Source organism: Pseudomonas kairouanensis, from assembly GCF_004682055.1.
Lineage (GTDB): Bacteria > Pseudomonadota > Gammaproteobacteria > Pseudomonadales > Pseudomonadaceae > Aquipseudomonas > Aquipseudomonas kairouanensis.
Map to the genome: position 1 here is coordinate 48,102 of NZ_QUZU01000025.1, position 18,697 is coordinate 66,798.

The following is an 18,697-nucleotide window of genomic DNA, read 5'->3' on the forward strand; positions in this document are numbered from 1 at the left end:
GGCGCGGCCTGAGGAGAGAAGTGCATGACGCAAGTCACGGTGAAACAACTGGCCGATGAGGTCAAAACACCGGTAGAGCGCCTGTTGCAGCAGATGCGTGAGGCAGGTCTGCCGCACACCGCCGCCGATGAAGGTGTGAGCGATAGTGAGAAGCAGTCTTTGCTGACTCACTTGAAGAGCAGCCACAAGGCGAAAGTGGAAGAACCGCGCAAGATTACATTGCAGCGCAAAACCACCAGCACCCTGCGTGTTGCTGGTAGCAAGAGCATCAGCGTTGAAGTACGCAAGAAGAAAGTCTTCGTACAGCGCAGCCCGGAAGAAATCGAAGCCGAGCGCAAACGCGAGCTGGACGAACGTCGCGCAGTAGAAAATGCTGCTCGTCAGAAGGCTGAAGAAGAAGCCAAGCGTCGCGCCGAAGAAGAAGCGCGTCGCCAGCCTGCTGCTGCGCAACCTGCTGCCACTGAAGCGGCTGTCGCGCCTAGCGCGCCGGTTGAAGCTGTGCGTGAGGCCGCTCCGGTTGCCGCTGCACCAGCGCCTGCTGCTGACGCTCGCAAACGCGACGAACCTCGTCGCCCAGACAAGCCGCGTGCTGACGATAACAATCGTCGCGGCGGTGGTGGCGACGGCGAGCGTAAAAACGCTCCGCATCGTGCCTCGGTCAAAGAGAAAGCGCCTGCTCCACGCGTTGCCCCACGTACTACCGACGAAGAAAGCGATGGCTTCCGTCGTGGTGGTCGCGGCAAGGCCAAGCTGAAAAAACGCAACGCCCACGGTTTCCAGAGCCCAACCGGCCCTGTCGTGCGTGAAGTGAAGATCGGCGAGACCATCACTGTTGGCGATCTCGCCCAGCAGATGTCGGTCAAGGCTGCTGAAATCATCAAGTTCATGTTCAAGCTGGGCACCCCGGCCACCATCAACCAGGTACTGGATCAGGAAACTGCCCAACTGGTTGCTGAGGAATTGGGCCATAAAGTGACCCTGGTCAGCGACACCGCCCTGGAAGATTCCCTGGCCGAGTCCCTGAAGTTTGAAGGTGAGGCGGTTTCCCGTGCTCCGGTTGTGACCGTAATGGGCCACGTTGACCACGGTAAAACCTCTCTGCTCGACTACATCCGTCGTGCCAAGGTAGCTGCGGGCGAAGCCGGCGGTATCACCCAGCACATCGGTGCGTACCACGTTGAAACCGACCGTGGCATGGTGACGTTCCTCGATACCCCTGGTCACGCCGCGTTTACCGCAATGCGTGCCCGTGGTGCCAAGGCGACCGACATCGTGATCCTGGTGGTTGCAGCCGACGACGGCGTGATGCCACAAACCATCGAAGCTGTTCAGCATGCCAAGGCAGCTGGCGTTCCGTTGGTTGTAGCCGTGAACAAAATCGACAAGCCGGGCGCCGATCTTGATCGCATCCGTAGCGAACTGTCGGTTCACGGCGTGACCTCCGAAGAGTGGGGTGGTGACACTCCATTCGTACCGGTCTCCGCGAAGATGGGTACTGGCGTTGACGAACTGCTTGAAGCTGTTCTGTTGCAAGCCGAAGTGCTGGAACTGACTGCTACCCCATCGGCTCCTGGCCGTGGTGTCGTGGTTGAATCCCGCCTCGACAAGGGCCGTGGCCCGGTTGCGACCGTTCTGGTTCAAGACGGTACCCTGCGCCAAGGCGACATGGTCCTGGTCGGTTCGAACTACGGCCGTGTGCGTGCCATGCTCGACGAGAACGGCAAGCCAATCAAGGAAGCAGGTCCTGCTATCCCGGTCGAGATCCTCGGCCTGGACGGTACCCCGGACGCTGGCGACGAGATGAGCGTGGTTGCCGACGAGAAGAAAGCCCGTGAAGTGGCTCTGTTCCGTCAAGGCAAGTTCCGCGAAGTCAAACTGGCCCGTGCTCACGCAGGCAAGCTGGAAAACATTTTCGAGAACATGGGCCAGGAAGAGAAGAAGACGCTTAACATCGTCCTCAAATCTGACGTACGTGGTTCCCTCGAAGCGTTGAACGGCGCCTTGAACGGCCTGGGTAACGACGAAGTGCAAGTGCGCGTTGTCGGTGGCGGTGTCGGTGGTATCACCGAGTCCGACGCCAACCTGGCACTGGCTTCCAACGCTGTACTGTTCGGCTTCAACGTGCGTGCCGATGCTGGCGCTCGCAAGATCGTCGAGCAGGAAGGCCTGGACATGCGTTACTACAACGTCATCTACGACATCATCGAAGACGTCAAGAAAGCCCTCACCGGCATGCTTGGCAGCGACGTCCGGGAAAACATCCTGGGTATTGCCGAAGTTCGTGACGTGTTCCGTTCGCCGAAGTTCGGCGCGATCGCTGGCTGCATGGTTGTCGAAGGCACCGTGTACCGTAACCGTCCAATCCGTGTACTGCGTGAAGACATCGTTATCTTCGAAGGCGAGCTGGAATCCCTGCGCCGCTTCAAGGATGACGCTTCCGAAGTACGTGCCGGCATGGAATGCGGTATCGGCGTCAAGAGCTACAACGACGTCAAGGTTGGCGACAAGATCGAAGTCTTCGAGAAGGTTCAGGTTGCTCGCAGCCTCTAACTCGCGCACTTCCGGAGCCACGCGGCGTGTGGGCATGCAAATGTCCCACGCAGCGTACGGACTCTAAACGCAACGCCCGGTCTGGCTTTTGTCAGGCCGGGCGTTTGCCGCTTTCAGACCCCACGGGTTTCACCGTGTGGCAGTAACAGGTAACAAGACATGGCAAAAGAATACAGCCGTACCCAGCGTATCGGCGATCAGATGCAGCGTGAGCTGGCCCAACTGATCCGCCGCGAAGTCAAAGACCCGCGCGTTGGCCTGGTCACCATCACCGCCGTTGAAGTGAGCCGTGACGTGGGTCACGCCAAGATCTTCATCACCGTGATGGGGCAGGACAACAGCGAAGAAATCGCGCAAAGCATCAAGGTGCTCAACTCGGCTGCGGGTTTCCTGCGCATGCAGTTGGCCCGTGAAATGAAGCTGCGCAGTGTTCCCCAGTTGCACTTCCACTACGACGAAAGCGTGGTGCGTGGCGCGCACCTGTCGGCACTGATCGAGCGCGCCGTGGCTGAAGACAGCCAGCACCCGTCCACACCTGAAGACGCCAAGGAGTAAGCGGTGGCTCAGGTCAAACGTATCCGTCGCAACGTCAGCGGCATCATTCTGCTCGACAAGCCCATTGGCTTTACCTCCAACGCTGCGTTGCAGAAGGTTCGCTGGCTGCTCAATGCCGAGAAGGCCGGGCACACCGGCAGCCTCGACCCCCTGGCCACCGGCGTATTGCCGTTGTGCTTTGGCGAGGCCACCAAGTTTTCGCAATACCTGCTCGATTCCGACAAGGGTTACGAAACCCTGATGCAACTGGGCAAGACCACCACCACGGCCGATGCCGAAGGTGATGTTTTGCAGGTTCGCGACGTGACCGTTGGTCGTGCTGATATCGAAGCTGCATTACCCGCTTTTCGTGGGCAAATCAGTCAGATACCGCCGATGTACTCGGCGCTCAAGCGTGATGGACAGCCTCTTTACAAGCTGGCACGTGCGGGTGAAGTAGTGGAGCGCGAACCACGTTCTGTTACTATTGCGCGCTTGGAATTGCTCGCCTGTGAAGGTGACACCGCCCGACTGGCTGTGGACTGCAGCAAAGGCACCTATATCCGTACCCTGGTGGAAGATATTGGTGAACAGCTCGGTTGCGGCGCCTACGTTGCAGAACTGCGACGTACCCAGGCCGGTCCGTTCAGCCTGGCCCAGACGGTCACGCTGGAAGAGCTCGAAGCGGTACACGCCGAAGGTGGCAACGAAGCGGTAGATCGCTTCCTGATGCCGTCGGACAGCGGTTTGCTCGATTGGCCATTGCTGCACTTCTCGGAGCACAGCGCGTTCTACTGGCTCAACGGCCAGCCGGTACGTGCCCCGGATGCCCCGAAGTTCGGCATGGTGCGGGTACAAGATCACAATGGTCGCTTTATCGGTATCGGTGAAGTGAGCGAAGACGGGCGCATCGCGCCGCGTCGACTGATTCGGTCAGAATGACCGAACGAGTGTGGCTGTTAACAGGCACGGTCAACACTCATTTTTAGATACAGGGATTTGTCCCTGGCCTGTTGAAGCTGTTTTTCTGAAACAGTTTCCTGATAAAAGGATTGCCTCATGGCTCTCGACGTTCAAGAAAAAGCACAGATCGTAGCTGACTACCAGCAAGCTGTTGGTGACACTGGTTCGCCAGAAGTGCAAGTTGCACTGCTGACCCACAACATCAACAAGCTGCAAGGTCACTTCAAGGCCAACGGTAAAGATCACCACTCCCGTCGTGGTCTGATCCGTATGGTAAACCAGCGTCGTAAGCTGCTGGACTACCTGAAGGGCAAGGACGTGAGCCGTTACAGCTCGCTGATCGCTCGCCTGGGTCTGCGTCGCTAACAAGCGATTGCGCTAGAGGTTGGTTGTCTGCCGTGTGTCAGTGGGATTCCCGCTGGCCCATGGCAGGCTCCCAGCCTCAAGTTTTATCTGGATACACGTTTTACCCTGGACGAGGGTTGGGCCGATTCCCAGCATTGCCCAAGAATTTCGCAAGAAGACAAGTTCCCCAAGAGCCACAAAGAAGGTAGGACACCGTGAACCCGGTTATCAAAAAATTCCAGTTCGGTCAGTCGACCGTTACCCTCGAGACAGGCCGTATTGCCCGTCAAGCCTCCGGCGCAGTGCTGGTTACCGTTGATGACGACGTTACCGTACTGGTGACCGTTGTTGGCGCCAAGACCGCTGACCCAAGCAAAGGCTTCTTCCCTCTTTCCGTTCACTACCAGGAAAAGACTTACGCTGCCGGTAAGATCCCTGGCGGTTTCTTCAAGCGCGAAGGCCGTCCTTCCGAGAAAGAAACCCTGACTTCCCGACTGATCGACCGTCCGATCCGTCCGCTGTTCCCAGAAGGCTTCATGAACGAAGTGCAGGTTGTCTGCACCGTCGTGTCCACCAGCAAGAAGACCGATCCGGACATCGCTGCGATGATCGGTACCTCGGCTGCCCTGGCTATCTCCGGTATTCCTTTCGATGGCCCGATCGGCGCAGCCCGCGTTGCATTCCACGAAAGCACCGGCTACCTGCTGAACCCAACTTACGAGCAACTGAAAGCATCGAGCCTGGACATGGTCGTTGCCGGTACTTCGGAAGCCGTTCTGATGGTTGAATCGGAAGCCAAAGAGCTGACCGAAGACCAGATGCTGGGCGCCGTGCTGTTCGCCCACGACGAATTCCAGGCAGTCATCAAGGCTGTTACCGAGCTGGCGGCCGAAGCGGCCAAGCCAACCTGGACCTGGGCGCCACAGGCTGAAGCGACTGAACTGCTGGGCGCTATCCGCTCCGAGTTCGGTGCTGCCATCTCCGACGCCTACACCATCACCGTCAAGGCCGACCGTTACGCTCGCCTGGGCGAGTTGAAGGATCAGGTTGTGGCCAAGCTGTCCGGTGAAGAAGGCCAGCCTTCCTCCAGCGAAGTCAAAGCTGCCTTCGGCGAGATCGAATACCGCACCGTTCGCGAAAACATCGTAAACGGCAAGCCACGTATCGACGGTCGCGACACCCGCACCGTACGTCCGCTGAACATCGAAGTTGGCGTTCTGCCGAAGACTCACGGTTCGGCGTTGTTCACCCGTGGTGAAACCCAGGCCCTGGTAGTTGCGACCCTGGGCACCGCCCGCGACGCACAGCTGCTGGACACCCTGGAAGGCGAGAAAAAAGACCCGTTCATGCTGCACTACAACTTCCCTCCGTTCTCGGTGGGCGAGTGCGGTCGCATGGGTGGCGCTGGTCGTCGCGAAATCGGTCACGGCCGTCTGGCGCGTCGTTCGGTACAGGCCATGCTGCCTGCTGCTGACGTGTTCCCGTACACCATCCGTGTTGTGTCGGAAATCACCGAGTCCAACGGTTCCAGCTCCATGGCTTCCGTTTGCGGTGCTTCCCTGGCGCTGATGGATGCTGGTGTGCCAATGAAGGCGCCGGTTGCCGGTATCGCCATGGGCCTGGTTAAAGAAGGCGAGAAGTTCGCCATCCTGACCGACATCCTGGGCGACGAAGACCACCTGGGCGACATGGACTTCAAAGTAGCCGGTACCGCCAAAGGTGTTACCGCGCTGCAGATGGACATCAAGATCAAGGGCATCACCGAAGAGATCATGGAAATCGCCCTGGGCCAAGCCCTGGAAGCGCGCCTGAACATCCTCGGTCAGATGAACCAGATCATTGGTCAGTCCCGTACCGAACTGTCGGAAAACGCTCCGACCATGATCGCGATGAAAATCGACACCGACAAAATTCGTGATGTTATCGGTAAAGGCGGCGCGACAATCCGTGCGATCTGTGAAGAGACCAAGGCTTCGATCGACATCGAAGACGACGGCTCGATCAAGATCTTCGGCGAAACCAAGGAAGCGGCTGAAGCAGCACGTCAGCGCGTCCTGGGTATCACCGCTGAGGCTGAGATCGGCAAGATCTACGTCGGTAAGGTTGAGCGCATCGTCGACTTCGGCGCATTCGTCAACATCCTGCCGGGCAAAGACGGCCTGGTTCACATCTCCATGCTGAGCGACGCTCGCGTTGAGAAAGTGACCGACATTCTCAAAGAAGGCCAGGAAGTGGAAGTGCTGGTACTGGACGTGGACAACCGCGGCCGTATCAAGCTGTCCATCAAGGACGTAGCAGCAGCCAAGGCTTCGGGCGTGTAATCACCCCTAAGGCTTCACGCTGAAAAAGGACTCTTCGGAGTCCTTTTTTTATGGAGCCAGGAAAGTGAAGTGAAATCAGCCATTTACGCCATGGCAAAAGCCGCAACTTGCATGCAGGCACGATGGGGTTCATGCAAGTTGCACGATTTCGAAAATAGCGACATTTTATAAGTCATTGTTTTATATGATTTTTATTGGTGGTGGAGACTTGGCACAGCGCCTGCAATATTCCTGTTAACGCTGCAGCATCAAGGTACACACACTGCAGACTTTTAATAAAACAGGAGTTACTCGTATGAAGAAGTTCGCTCTCGCTACTGCTACCGCCCTGACCCTGGCTATTGGTGCCAACGCAGCCTTTGCACAAACTTCCCAAGCGCCGATGACCCTGGCCGCTGGCGAAGTGACAAAAGCCAAGGAGTCCACTTCGGACACTTGGATCACCACCAAAGTCAAAGCTGACCTGCTGACCGAAAAAGGTATTCCAGGTTCGGACATCAAGGTTGAAACCAACAAAGGCGTGGTTACCCTGTCGTCTGACGTAGAGATTTCCGAATCGCAGAAAGCTACCGCTGTAGCGATCACCAAGAAGATCAAAGGCGTTAAAGCTGTCTCCGCTGATAGCCTGCATGCCGGCGGCGCTTACAAAGCCGATAACGTAGACAAGACTAAGACCGCTGCCGCTGGTGCTAAAGAGACGACTTCCGATACCTGGATCACCACCAAAGTGAAAGCCGATCTGGTTACCGAGAAAGGCATTCCAGGCACTGACATCAAAGTCGAAACCAATAAAGGCGTCGTTTCCCTGTCGTCGACTGCCGCAGTGACCGATGCGCAGAAAACCACAGCAGTGAACATTGCCAAGAAAATCAAGGGCGTTAAAGCTGTATCGGCTGATGGCCTGAAGGCAGAGTAACGCTTCATTTATCGCCTTGAACTAAGCGTCGGCGGCAACGAGTGAGCTAGATATCCACTCAATGCACCTCACGTGTTCATGCGACCGACCACAGGGATGTGGTCACTACAGGCCCCGGCATTCGTGTCGGGGCCTGTTCTATTGTGGGATTGGAATACTGATCTCAAGGCTATGAAAGTCAAATGTGGGAGCGAGCTTGCTCGCGAACGCGGTGGACCAGTGCCAGCCATGTTGGCTGACACACCGCATTCGCGAGCAAGCCCGCTCCCACATTTAGAACTGTGTTGCTATGGGGTTACTCGGCATCCAGATGCATGGGTGTCACTACCCGACCATCCTTCTGCGCCTGCCCCAGGTTGGCATCGATGAAGTACACCCGGTCATCTTCCAGCTGGCCTTTATCCACCAGGTAGTCCTTGATCGTGCTGGCACGGTCCTGGCCCAGTTGGCGCAGCAACACATCACTGGCGCTCCAGAACTTGATCACGCCGTCACGCAGTTTAGCGGTGCGGTCATCGTCGCTCAGGTCTTTCCATTCTGCCGGGGGTTGCTGTTTCAAGCGCGTGCGGTAAATGCCTTCAAGTAGGGGGGCCTTTTCCTTCTCCGGCACCACAAGCAACGATGCCTGGGCTGGAACCTTATCTCCCCGACGTTGAAGAATCTTGTAGTAGTTGTATTGGTATTCCCGCTCCAGGCGCTCGGCTGCCAGGAATGGGCCGTCACTGCTTGCAGCGGCGGTCCCCTCGATTTCCAGGCGCAGGGACGGACGTTCCTTGAGTGCCTTGGCGAGTTTGTCCAAGGCGGCCTGGGCGTCTTTACTCAGCTCACTGGAGCCCGCCGCAAATGACACATTGCCAAGGTCTTCCGCGCCGCCGCCAGACACCAGCCCACCGATAAACCGGAAAGGGGCCGTGGCCGCGCGCACCACCAGATTGCGCAGGGTCTGCCACACAATCGGCATTACGCTGAATTGCGGGTTGTTCAAGTCACCCGTTACTGGCAGTTCAATGGAGATCTTGCCGTCGCTGTCCTTGAGCAGTGCAATCGCAAGGCGAATCGGCAAGTCCACGGCGTCGGCGCTGTCGACTTTCTCGCCCAGTTGCAGCTGTTCGACCACCACTTTGTTTTCAGCCTTGAGCTGGCCTTTGGTGATGACGTAATGCAGGTCGAGGTTCAGACGCCCCTTACGGATGCGAAACCCAGCAAACTTGCCGGAGTACGGCGTCAACGTGGTCAGTTCGACGCGCTTGAAGCTGGTGGCAATGTCCAGTGCGGCCATTGGGTCAAACGGATTGACGCTGCCCTTGATGGTCACCGGCGCATAGCGATCCACCTTGCCTTTGATGTCCACGCTGGCCGGCTTGGCCTGGCGACTGTCGATGGTGCCGATTTGCCCGTTGAGTTGTTGGATTGCGGTGGCAAAGTTGGGGGTCAGGCTGAAGTCGGCAAAGTTGGCCGAGCCATCGTTGATCGCAATCTGCCCCACATGAATACCCAGCGGTTTTTCTTTGCTGGCAGGTTTGGGGCCTTTATCGGGCGGTTGCGGGATCAGCAGGTCATCGACGTTGGTGGTGCGGTCGTCGTTGATCATGAAACGCGCATAGGGCTGCAGCAGGTTGACCTTGTCGATCGACAGGCTGTCGCCGTGTTGATAGTTCAAGCCCTCCACCACCACGCGCTGCCATTTGACGAAGTCTCGGGTCTTGAGGGTGTCGAGGGTGTGTAACTGATCGACCTGCGCCCGGCCGGTGACCTGGAGCTTGAGGGGATCAGTGCTTTTGAGGTTCACGTCCAGGTTGCTGCCGAGCATGCCGCTGCGCAGTTCCAGGCGGATGAACGGGCTGATATAGGACTGTGCCACCCGCAGGTCGATGTCCTGGGTCGTCACCTTCAGCTTGGCGCTGACTGGGTTGAGATTGACCTCCCCGGTTGCCGCGATCTTGCCTTGTTTACCCAGGCCGCTGTCGACCTTGAGGGTGAACGGACTCTGGTTGAGGCTATCGAAGTTCTGCACATCGACGTTCAGCGGTCCCAGTTCCAGCGCCACCGCAGGTTTGGCCTGACGGTCCGCCAGGTGCACCTGGTAGTTGCGCAGTTGCACATCCTTGAGCAGCACTTGCCAGGGTTTGCTTGGGGCCGCAGGTTCGGCTTTTGGCGAGTCGGCGGTGGCCGGTGCCGTGGCGGGTTCTGGCGCCTGGGCTGGTTTGCTCGGTTGGCTGGCAAACAGCTTTTGCCAGTCCAGCTGACCATCCGCTTCGCGGGCGGCCCAGGTTTCCAGCTTGTTGCTACGGATCTTGCCAGCCACCACTTGCTGCTTGGCCAGGTCCACCGTGGTGTCGCTGACGTCCAGGCGCTCCAGGCGCACCAACGGCCGACCGTCCGGGGCCTTGATGGCGAACGGCGCGATGCTGGCGGCGGTGTTGGTCAGGTTCAGTTCGGTCTCTTTGGCCAGGCTGAACTTGTACTCGGTGCTGAAATTGAGCACGCCATCTTCAAGCACCAGTGGCAACGCGTCGCGTACGTACGGCCACCAGGCTTTCATCTTGCCGTCGGTGACTTTGAGCGTACCTTCGGAGGTGATCGGTACCAGGCTGAAATTGCCTTTCCAGTCGATCTGGCCACCCTCAGGGCCGGCGGCGACCAGGGTCATGTCCGCGTTGTCTTCGGGCAGTGTGCTGAGGTTTTTCAGCTCGAAATCGAGTTTGTCGTAGAGAAATTCGATGGGCTCGCTGGGGCGCAAGTCTTCGAAGTGCACATAGCCGCCGGCCAGCTTGATGCCGTCGATGCGCAACGGGAATGGCTTGGCATTGGGGTCGGCCGGGGTTGGCTCGCTTGGCGGTACCTTGAACAACTGCGCCAGGTTGAGTTGGCCGGATTTATCGAACAGCACCTCGGTCTTGGGCTGGTCCAACTGCACATCGGCCAGGTGCAAGGCGCGGGTCCACAGGCTGTCGATCTGCAGGTTGGCATAGAGGCGTTCGAAACCCACCTGCTCCTTGCCCGGCTCACCGATCTTGAGGCCCCACAGGGTCAGCTCCAGGCTGAACGGGTTGAGCTCGATCCGCTCTATCCGCGCTGGCACCGTGGCGTAATGGGCCAGTTGCTGGTTGGCAATGCGAAGGGCAATGCCGGGCAAAATCAGAAAGCCCAGCAGGCTGTACAGGGCAAGAGCGGTCAACAAGGCGCCGACGGCGCGGATCAATCCTTTGGGCATGGGTGACGCCATCTATGTCATTCAGGAGTGCCTTGGAGTATGGCACGGGTTTTCGGTTCCGAAGATCCAGGCTCTTGGGAAACGTCCTACAACTGGAGTATCAATGTTTTCAGCGGCGGCTGCTGGTCCTGGGAGGGAAAATCCGCCCCCGGCGTCATGATTTGCCAGTCTCGTACCGGGCGTCCGGCTTTTTCCGCGCAACGCAGGACCTGCTCACGCCAATCCTCCATGCTGACTTTTGCCAGGTTGTTGCAGCAGATCAGCACGCCATTGTCTGCAGTGGCCAGCAGCGCAGGCTTGAGCAGGCTCTGGTAGTCGCGAAGCAGGTCGACGGTGCCGAATGCGCTCTTCGCCCATGCCGGAGGATCCAGCAGGACGAGGTCATACTGGCGCTGTTCCAGGCGTGGATAACTCGGCAGCTTCTGACCGCGGCGCTGGGTGATCGGCAAGCCGGCCAGTTGGCGAATCGCTGGGAAGTAGTCCGATTGCACGAACTCCATGGCCGGCAATTGCGGGTTCAGCAGGCCGTTCTCGCGCCCGACCGCCAGGTTGCCCTCGGCAAAGTCCAGGTTGTACACCTCGCGCGCGCCACCGGCTGCGGCACTCAGGCCTACCCCACAGGTGTAGGCGAACAGGTTCAGCACGCTTTTGCCAGCGCTGTGCTCTTTGACCCAGCCACGGGTGTTGCGAAGGTCGAGGAACAGCAACGGGTCTTGTCCGGCATGTCGCCCGCGTACGCGGTAATTGAGGCCCCACTCGTGGCCGACCAGGTCTTCCAGCGCGGCTGGTTCGGCACGGTACACCGTGTCTTCGCGGTCGACCCGCGAGTTGCCTCGGGAGCGGTCGTTGTACACCAGCAACAATTCCAGGCCCATGTACTGGTTGATCAGTTGGTGCAGCTCCAGCAACTCCTCGGTTTGCAGCGACTGGTGAAAGCTTTGCACCAGCAGTTGCGGGCCATAACGGTCGATGGTCAGTCCACCCGCGCCTTCCTGGCTGCCGTGGAACAAGCGATAGCAGTCAGTGCCTTGGGCGTGCAGCTCGTTGATCAGGTCTTGGCGATGATCGAGGGCGGCGCGCAGCGCCTGATTCAGGGGAGACATGGAGCGCGCCTTGCTGGGAAAAGAGGGCGCGAAGTTTAACAGTTATGAGGCCTGGGCTACATCAGCCCCATCCGCCGATGGGCCCGTTGCACCGAACCATTGCGCATCGCCCAGCGTAACAGTGGCGCACTGCGTTTGACCCCGGCACGGATCATCTGGCGTTGCAGCGGGCCCTGGTGTTGATCGAGCATGGCACTGGCCCAGTCGGGCAGCAGGTCGATTCCGGCCTGCATCATCAAGGCCCCAAAGGGTTTGGCCATGGTGCTGGGGGAGGGCGCATTGAGCAGCAGGCGCAGCACCTCGCGGCTGCGGTCGTCGCACAGCAGTTGTGGGCGGATGCGTGCGAAGTAATCGGAAATCTCCTGCCGTGAACGCGGAACGTGGCGCGCACCCAAACGTTCAGCCACCAAGGCGATCTCGCTGTAGTAACGGTCCTGATCCCGCCCCGAAAGGTGAGGGTTGCGATAGCGCAGATGCGCCGCCAGAAAGTTGCTGACTTCGGCCACATGCACCCAGGTCAGCAACTCTGGATCGCTGGCAGCGTAGGCTCGCCCATCCGGCGCATGGCCGACGACTTGCAGGTGAATGGTGCGTACTTTTTCAATCAGCCACTCGGCATCATGCCGCGAGCCAAAGGTGGTGCCCGAGATGAACTGCGACGTACGCCGCAGCCGTCCAAGCATGTCCTGACGGAAATTGGAATGGTCCCACACGCCTGCCAGGGCCAGTGGGTGCAGGGCTTGCAGCATCAACGCGCTGATGCCGCCAATCAGCATGCTGCTGAAGTCGCCATGGACTTGCCAGCTCACCGAATCCGGCCCGAAGAGGCCTGGGTCGCCCTTGGGGTTTTCCAGGTCCAGTTGGCCCAGTGACAAACCGGTCAGGCTCATCAGCTGGTTTTCGATGCGGCTGCGGATAAATTCCATGGCGACTCAGGGTGTCCTATCGGTTCAGGCGTTTGTCGATCAGGCCGTCCACCACGCTTGGGTCTGCCAGGGTTGAGGTATCACCCAGGCTATCCAGTTCGTTGCAGGCGATCTTGCGCAGAATCCTGCGCATTATCTTGCCGGAACGGGTTTTGGGCAGGGCTGGTGCCCATTGGATCAGTTCCGGCTTGGCAAAGCTGCCGATTTCCTTGCTGACCAGCTCCAGTAGGTGTTTTTTCAGTTCGTCACTGGGCTCCACCCCGTTCATGGGGGTGACGAAGGCATAGATGCCCTGGCCTTTGACGTCATGGGGATAGCCCACCACCGCGGCTTCGGCGACCAGGTCATGCAGGACTAGCGCGCTTTCCACTTCGGCGGTGCCGATGCGATGGCCGGACACATTGATCACATCGTCGATACGCCCGGTGATCCAGTAGTCGCCGTCGTCATCGCGGCGTGCGCCGTCGCCAGTGAAGTAATAACCGGGGTAGGGTTTGAAGTAGGTGTCGATCATGCGCTGCGGGTCGCCGTACACGCTGCGGATCTGGCCCGGCCAGCTGGCCTTGATTGCCAGTACACCACTGCCGGCGCCGCTGAATTCTTTACCCTGCTCATCCAGCAACACCGGCTGTACGCCAAACATCGGCAGGGTGGCACAGCCTGGCTTGATCCGCTGGGCGCTCACCAATGGGCTGAGCATGATGCCGCCGGTCTCGGTCTGCCACCAGGTGTCGACAATGGGGCAGCGTTGCTCGCCCACGGCGTTGAAATACCAGTCCCAGGCTTCCGGGTTGATCGGCTCGCCGACGCTGCCCAGCAGGCGCAGGCTGGCGCGTGAGGTGTTTTCCAGCGGCCCATGGCCTTCGCGCATCAGGGCGCGCAGGGCGGTGGGTGCGGTGTAGAAGATGTTTACCTGATGCTTGTCGATCACCTGCCAGAAGCGCGAGTTGTCCGGGTAGCTCGGCACGCCTTCGAACATCAGCGAAGTGGCGCCGTTGGCCAGCGGGCCGTACACGATGTAACTGTGGCCGGTGACCCAGCCCACATCCGCAGTGCACCAGAACACTTCGCCGTCGCGGTAGTCGAGCACGTACTTGAAGGTCATCGCCGCTTGCAGCAGGTAGCCGCCGGTGGTGTGCAGCACGCCCTTGGGTTTGCCGGTGCTGCCGGAGGTATAGAGGATGAACAGTGGGTCTTCGGCGTCCATCGGCTCGGGCGGACAGTCATCGCTGGCGGCATCCAGGGCTTGCTGGTACTTGAGGTCGCGGCCCTCGTTCCAGTTCACGCTGGCGCCGGTACGCTCTACCACCAGCACGGTGCTGACATTCGGGCAACTGGCCAGGGCTTTGTCGACATTCTGTTTCAGCGCCACCGGCTTGCCGCCGCGCACGCCTTCGTCGGCCGTAATCACGGTGCGACAGTCGGCATCCAGGATGCGGTCGCGCAGGGCATCCGGCGAGAAGCCTCCAAACACCACCGAGTGCACCGCGCCAATGCGCGTACAGGCCAGCATGGCGTAGGCCGCTTCCGGGATCATGGGCATATAGATGCACACGCGGTCGCCTTTCTTCACGCCACGGCTTTTCAGCACGTTAGCCAGGCGGCTAACGTTCTGATGAAGTTGGCGGTAGGTAATTTTGGCGGACTTTGCCGGATCATCGCCCTCCCAGATGAAGGCAGGCTGATCGGCACGCTGGGCCAGGTGGCGGTCAATGCAGTTGTAGCTGACGTTGAGCTGCCCGCCGGCAAACCATTGGGCGGCGCCGGTGTGGATGTCTGAGTGGTGGACGGTATGCCAGGGGGTGATCCAGTCGAGAAAGCCCTTGGCCTGCTCGGCCCAGAAGGTGTCGGGTTGCTCGATGGATTGGCGGTAGAGGCGCTGGTAGTCCGCTTGGCTGAGCTGCGCAGCCCGGCGCACGGCATCGGCGGCAGGAAATGTGCTGATATCGAACATGTGCGGTCCTTATTCTTGTTTTAGCGACAAGTCATAAAGATGCACGCAGTGGGGGGAGGGTTCAAGGCCAACGTCCAAACGGACGTTGGCCTTGAGTGATCAGCCTCAGCCGCGGTGACGACCGCGGAAGTAGTTGATCAGGCCCTGGGTCGAAGCGTCGTCGGCCAAGGTTTCTTCAGCGCCGGTCAGGCGGTTGTAAACGCCCTTGCCCAGTTCTTTACCCAGCTCCACGCCCCATTGGTCGAAGGCGTTGATGCCCCAGATCACGCTCTGCACGAACACCTTGTGCTCATACATGGCCACCAGCGCACCCAAGCGACGTGGGCTGATGCGCTCAACCACCAGGGTGTTGCTCGGACGGTTGCCCGGGATCACCTTGTGCGGTGCCAGCTTCTGCACTTCGTCTTCCGGGATGCCCTTGTCGCGCAGCTCGGCTTCGGCTTCAGCACGGGTCTTGCCGAGCATCAGCGCCTGGCTCTGGGACAGGCAGTTGGCGTACAGCCACTGGTGGTGGTCGGACACAGGGTTGAAGCTGACGATCGGCACGATAAAGTCGGCCGGGATCAGTTGGGTCCCCTGGTGCAGCAACTGGTGGTAAGCGTGCTGGCCGTTGCAGCCTACGCCGCCCCAGATCACCGGGCCGGTATCGGTGGCCACTGGCGTACCGTCCTGGCGCACGCTCTTGCCGTTGGATTCCATGTCCAATTGTTGCAAGTGTTTGGTGATGTTACGCAGGTAGTGGTCGTACGGCAGGATCGCATGGCTCTGCGCACCCCAGAAGTTGCCGTACCACACGCCCAGCAAGCCCAGCAGCACGGGCATGTTGGCTTCGAACGGGGCGTTCTGGAAATGCTGGTCCATGGTGTAGGCCCCGGACAGCAGTTCCTTGAAGTTGGACATGCCGATGGCCAGGGCAATCGGCAAACCGATAGCCGACCACAGCGAGTAACGCCCGCCGACCCAGTCCCACATCGGGAAGATGTTTTCTTCGCGAATACCGAAGGCCACGGCCGCTGCGTTGTTGCTCGATACAGCGATGAAGTGGCGATACAGCTCGGCTTCCGAGCCACCCTGGGCCAGGTACCAGGCGCGAGCGGCCTGGGCGTTTTTCAGGGTTTCGAGGGTGTTGAAGGACTTGGACGAGACGATAAACAGCGTGGTCTCGGCGCGCAGCTTCATGGTCAGCTCGTGGAACTCGCTGCCGTCGATGTTCGCCAGGTAGTGGCAGCGCACGCCTTTGTGGGCGTAGGACAACAGTGCCTCGGACACCAGTTCGGGGCCTAGGAACGAGCCACCGATGCCGATGTTCACCACGTCAGTGATCGGCTTCTCGGTATAGCCGCGCCACAGGCCGTCGTGGATGCGGCCGACAAGGTCAGTGATCTGGTTCAGCACCTTGTGCACGTCCGGCATGATGTTCACGCCGTTGACCGACAGCTTGTCGCCCACTGGACGGCGCAAGGCGGTGTGCAGGGCCGGGCGACCTTCGGAGGAGTTGACCGGCTCGCCGGCGTACAGCGAGTTGATCGCGTCTTTGAGGCCGACTTCCTTGGCCAGGCCCACCAGCAGGTCTCGGGTCTCGCTGGTGATCAGGTTTTTCGAGTAATCGAGGAAAAGTCCGCAGCTGCTCAACGTGAATTGGGAAAAGCGCTGGGGATCGGCATTGAACGCTTCGCGCATGCTGAAATCCTGCATGGCTTGGCGATGTTGATTGAGCGCTTGCCAGGCGGGCAGAGCGGTAACGTCATGAGGAGTGCGGTAGTACGCCATCGCTGCGGGTTTCCTTTTATTACGGGGACTGCCTTTAGGACACTTCTAAGCCCGGAACATCCAGTCTTTCATCAAGGATTGGGTTCCAGACAGCGCTAACCATAGCGCAGGGCGATTACATTAAACCTAGCGTGGGAATATGTCTTGGCTTTGTCTGCGCTGTGGCCGGTACTTTTTTATACCGGCACAGCGGGGAGGGGGTCAGTTGAGGTTCAGGTGCAGGTTGTCGATCAGGCGTGTGGCACCCAAATAGGCGGCTACCAAGACCACGATGTCACGGTCCTCGGGCGTGGCCGGGCGCAGATGCACGCCCTGGCGTACTTCGAGGTAATCCATGCGCAGCCCGGCGGCTTCGATCTGGCGGACCTGCTCGGCACGCAGTTTGGCGAAGTCGTGGTCACCCGCCGTGATCGCGGCGCCAATCTGGCTGAGGCTGCGGTACAGCACCGGCGCGATGGCACGTTGTTCTTGTGTGAGGTAGCCATTGCGCGATGACAGCGCCAGGCCGTCGTCGGCACGCACGGTGGGCTCGCCGATGATCTGGATGGGCATGTTCAGGTCATGGACCATGGCGCGGATCACGGCCAGTTGCTGGTAGTCCTTCTGGCCAAACACGGCGATGTCCGGCTGGACCATGTTGAACAGCTTGCTGACCACTGTCGCGACACCCTCGAAGTGCCCCGGACGGCTGGCGCCGCACAGGCCTTCGGACAGTTGCGGGACGCTGACACGGGTCTGGCCGGTGGTGCCGCCTGGGTACATTTCATCGACGGTGGGTGCAAACAGCAGATTGCAGCCCGATTGCAGCAGCTTTTCCTGGTCGGCCGCCAAGGTGCGCGGGTATTTGTCCAGGTCTTCGCCGGCGCCGAATTGCAACGGATTGACGAAGATGCTCGCGACCACAAAGTCAGCCTGTTGTGCGGCCTTGCTCACCAGGGTGGCGTGGCCGCTGTGCAGGTTGCCCATGGTGGGCACAAAGCCGATGCGTTTGCCGGCGTTGCGGGCGTGGGTCACGGCGGCCCGCAGTTCACGTACGGTTTTTACGGTGTTCATGCTGAAAATCCGTGTTCGGCGCCTGGGAAGGTCACGCCTTTGACTTCGGCGACATACGCGCTCAAGGCCGCGTGGATGCTGTCCTGGCCGGTCATGAAGTTCTTCACGAACTTCGGCACTCGGCCAGTGATCGACAGGCCGAGCATGTCATGCAATACCAGCACCTGGCCGTCGGTGGCCGGGCCTGCGCCAATGCCGATCACCGGGACTTTCACGGCCTGGGTGATTTCCGCTGCCAGCTCGCTCGGTACGCACTCCAGCAGAATCATTGCCGCACCGGCTTGTTCCAGTGCAATGGCATCGGCCCGCATCTGCCGCGCTTGGGCTTCATTGCGGCCCTGTACCTTGTAGCCGCCCAGGATGTTCACCGACTGCGGGGTCAGGCCCATGTGCACGCACACCGGCACGCCGCGCTCCGCCAGCAGGCGGATCGACTCGGCCAGCCACACGGCGCCTTCGACCTTGACCATGTGCGCACCGGCGCGCATGAGCTTGCCGGCATTCTTGAAGGTTTGCTCGACCGTGGCGTAATCCATGAACGGCAGGTCGGCGATGATGAACGCGCCATCGTTGCCGCGTTTGACGCTGGCAGTGTGGTAGGCGAGTTCATCGGTGGTCACAGGCAGGGTGCTGTCATTCCCTTGAAGAACCATGCCCAGGGAATCACCCACCAGTAACACTTCAACCCCGGCCTGGCAGCTGGCGTGGGCGAAGGTGGCGTCGTAGCAGGTCAGCATGGTGATTTTTTCACCTTTGAGCTTGAGGCTCTGCAAGGTGGTCAGGGTAATGTCTGGCATGAAAAGGGTCCTCGTTCAGGCGCTTGGAAACAGCGAGTAACGCGCGTGAATCTTCGTATATACAGGCGTACTGTCTTGAGAGCAGTGCTTATAAGGCCTGGATTGCGCCCTTCAGCGCCGGGTTGGCGGCAGCGGGACGCCTATAGTCGTGAGGAGGGCGCGGGAAGTCAATTGGATGTGTTACCGCGTTGTTACGTGTGGGGTGTTACCCCTGTTACTGATGCGATTCAGCTGGCTGAACGCAGTTTTTT

General features: G+C 59.6%; 13 protein-coding genes. 6 read left to right on the top strand and 7 right to left on the bottom strand.

Annotated elements, in window-relative coordinates; genetic code table 11:
• Positions 1-24: 24 nt before the first annotated feature.
• From infB to DYL59_RS19200, 6 genes are all read left to right on the top strand, one after another.
• The gene (gene infB, locus DYL59_RS19175; protein ID WP_135290571.1) at positions 25-2,550 is read left to right on the top strand and encodes a translation initiation factor IF-2; all 2,526 of its coding nucleotides are present in this window, start codon (positions 25-27) and stop codon (positions 2,548-2,550) included.
• 159 nt (positions 2,551-2,709) lie between these two features.
• Positions 2,710-3,105 carry a 30S ribosome-binding factor RbfA gene (rbfA, locus tag DYL59_RS19180; RefSeq protein WP_003176137.1) on the top strand — a complete coding sequence of 132 codons (396 nt, stop codon included), beginning with the start codon at positions 2,710-2,712 and terminating at the stop codon, positions 3,103-3,105.
• A 3-nt stretch (positions 3,106-3,108) separates the two neighbouring features.
• Positions 3,109-4,026 carry a tRNA pseudouridine(55) synthase TruB gene (gene truB / locus DYL59_RS19185; RefSeq protein WP_027605370.1) on the top strand — a complete coding sequence of 306 codons (918 nt, stop codon included), beginning with the start codon at positions 3,109-3,111 and terminating at the stop codon, positions 4,024-4,026.
• Between the two features lie 117 nt (positions 4,027-4,143).
• The gene (rpsO, locus tag DYL59_RS19190) at positions 4,144-4,413 is read left to right on the top strand and encodes a 30S ribosomal protein S15 (RefSeq protein ID WP_020299907.1); all 270 of its coding nucleotides are present in this window, start codon (positions 4,144-4,146) and stop codon (positions 4,411-4,413) included.
• A gap of 194 nt (positions 4,414-4,607) precedes the next feature.
• On the top strand, positions 4,608-6,713 hold the full coding sequence (gene pnp / locus DYL59_RS19195; protein ID WP_105698723.1) for a polyribonucleotide nucleotidyltransferase: 2,106 nt from the start codon (positions 4,608-4,610) through the stop codon (positions 6,711-6,713).
• Positions 6,714-7,008: 295 nt separating this feature from the next.
• The gene (locus tag DYL59_RS19200; protein ID WP_135290572.1) at positions 7,009-7,629 is read left to right on the top strand and encodes a BON domain-containing protein; all 621 of its coding nucleotides are present in this window, start codon (positions 7,009-7,011) and stop codon (positions 7,627-7,629) included.
• 295 nt (positions 7,630-7,924) lie between these two features.
• Here DYL59_RS19200 and DYL59_RS19205 read toward each other — a convergent pair whose 3' ends face one another.
• The 7 genes from DYL59_RS19205 to panB form a co-directional block, all read right to left on the bottom strand.
• Complete coding sequence (locus tag DYL59_RS19205) at positions 7,925-10,843, bottom strand: DUF748 domain-containing protein (RefSeq protein WP_135290573.1); 2,919 nt, start codon at positions 10,841-10,843, stop codon at positions 7,925-7,927.
• 86 nt (positions 10,844-10,929) lie between these two features.
• Positions 10,930-11,946, bottom strand: coding sequence for a class I SAM-dependent rRNA methyltransferase (locus tag DYL59_RS19210; RefSeq protein ID WP_135290574.1), 1,017 nt, complete (start codon positions 11,944-11,946; stop codon positions 10,930-10,932).
• Positions 11,947-12,002: 56 nt separating this feature from the next.
• Complete coding sequence (locus tag DYL59_RS19215) at positions 12,003-12,872, bottom strand: oxygenase MpaB family protein (RefSeq protein ID WP_135290575.1); 870 nt, start codon at positions 12,870-12,872, stop codon at positions 12,003-12,005.
• A gap of 16 nt (positions 12,873-12,888) precedes the next feature.
• Entirely contained in the window at positions 12,889-14,826 is a 1,938-nt protein-coding gene (gene acs, locus DYL59_RS19220; protein ID WP_135290576.1) for an acetate--CoA ligase, read from the bottom strand.
• A gap of 105 nt (positions 14,827-14,931) precedes the next feature.
• Positions 14,932-16,596 carry a glucose-6-phosphate isomerase gene (gene pgi, locus DYL59_RS19225; RefSeq protein ID WP_135290577.1) on the bottom strand — a complete coding sequence of 555 codons (1,665 nt, stop codon included), beginning with the start codon at positions 16,594-16,596 and terminating at the stop codon, positions 14,932-14,934.
• 201 nt (positions 16,597-16,797) lie between these two features.
• Positions 16,798-17,649, bottom strand: coding sequence for a pantoate--beta-alanine ligase (gene panC / locus DYL59_RS19230; RefSeq protein ID WP_135290578.1), 852 nt, complete (start codon positions 17,647-17,649; stop codon positions 16,798-16,800).
• A complete protein-coding gene (gene panB / locus DYL59_RS19235; RefSeq protein ID WP_135290579.1) occupies positions 17,646-18,446 on the bottom strand; it encodes a 3-methyl-2-oxobutanoate hydroxymethyltransferase in 801 nt (266 codons plus the stop codon). Before panB ends, panC begins: the two co-directional genes overlap by 4 nt.
• Positions 18,447-18,697 lie beyond the last annotated feature (251 nt).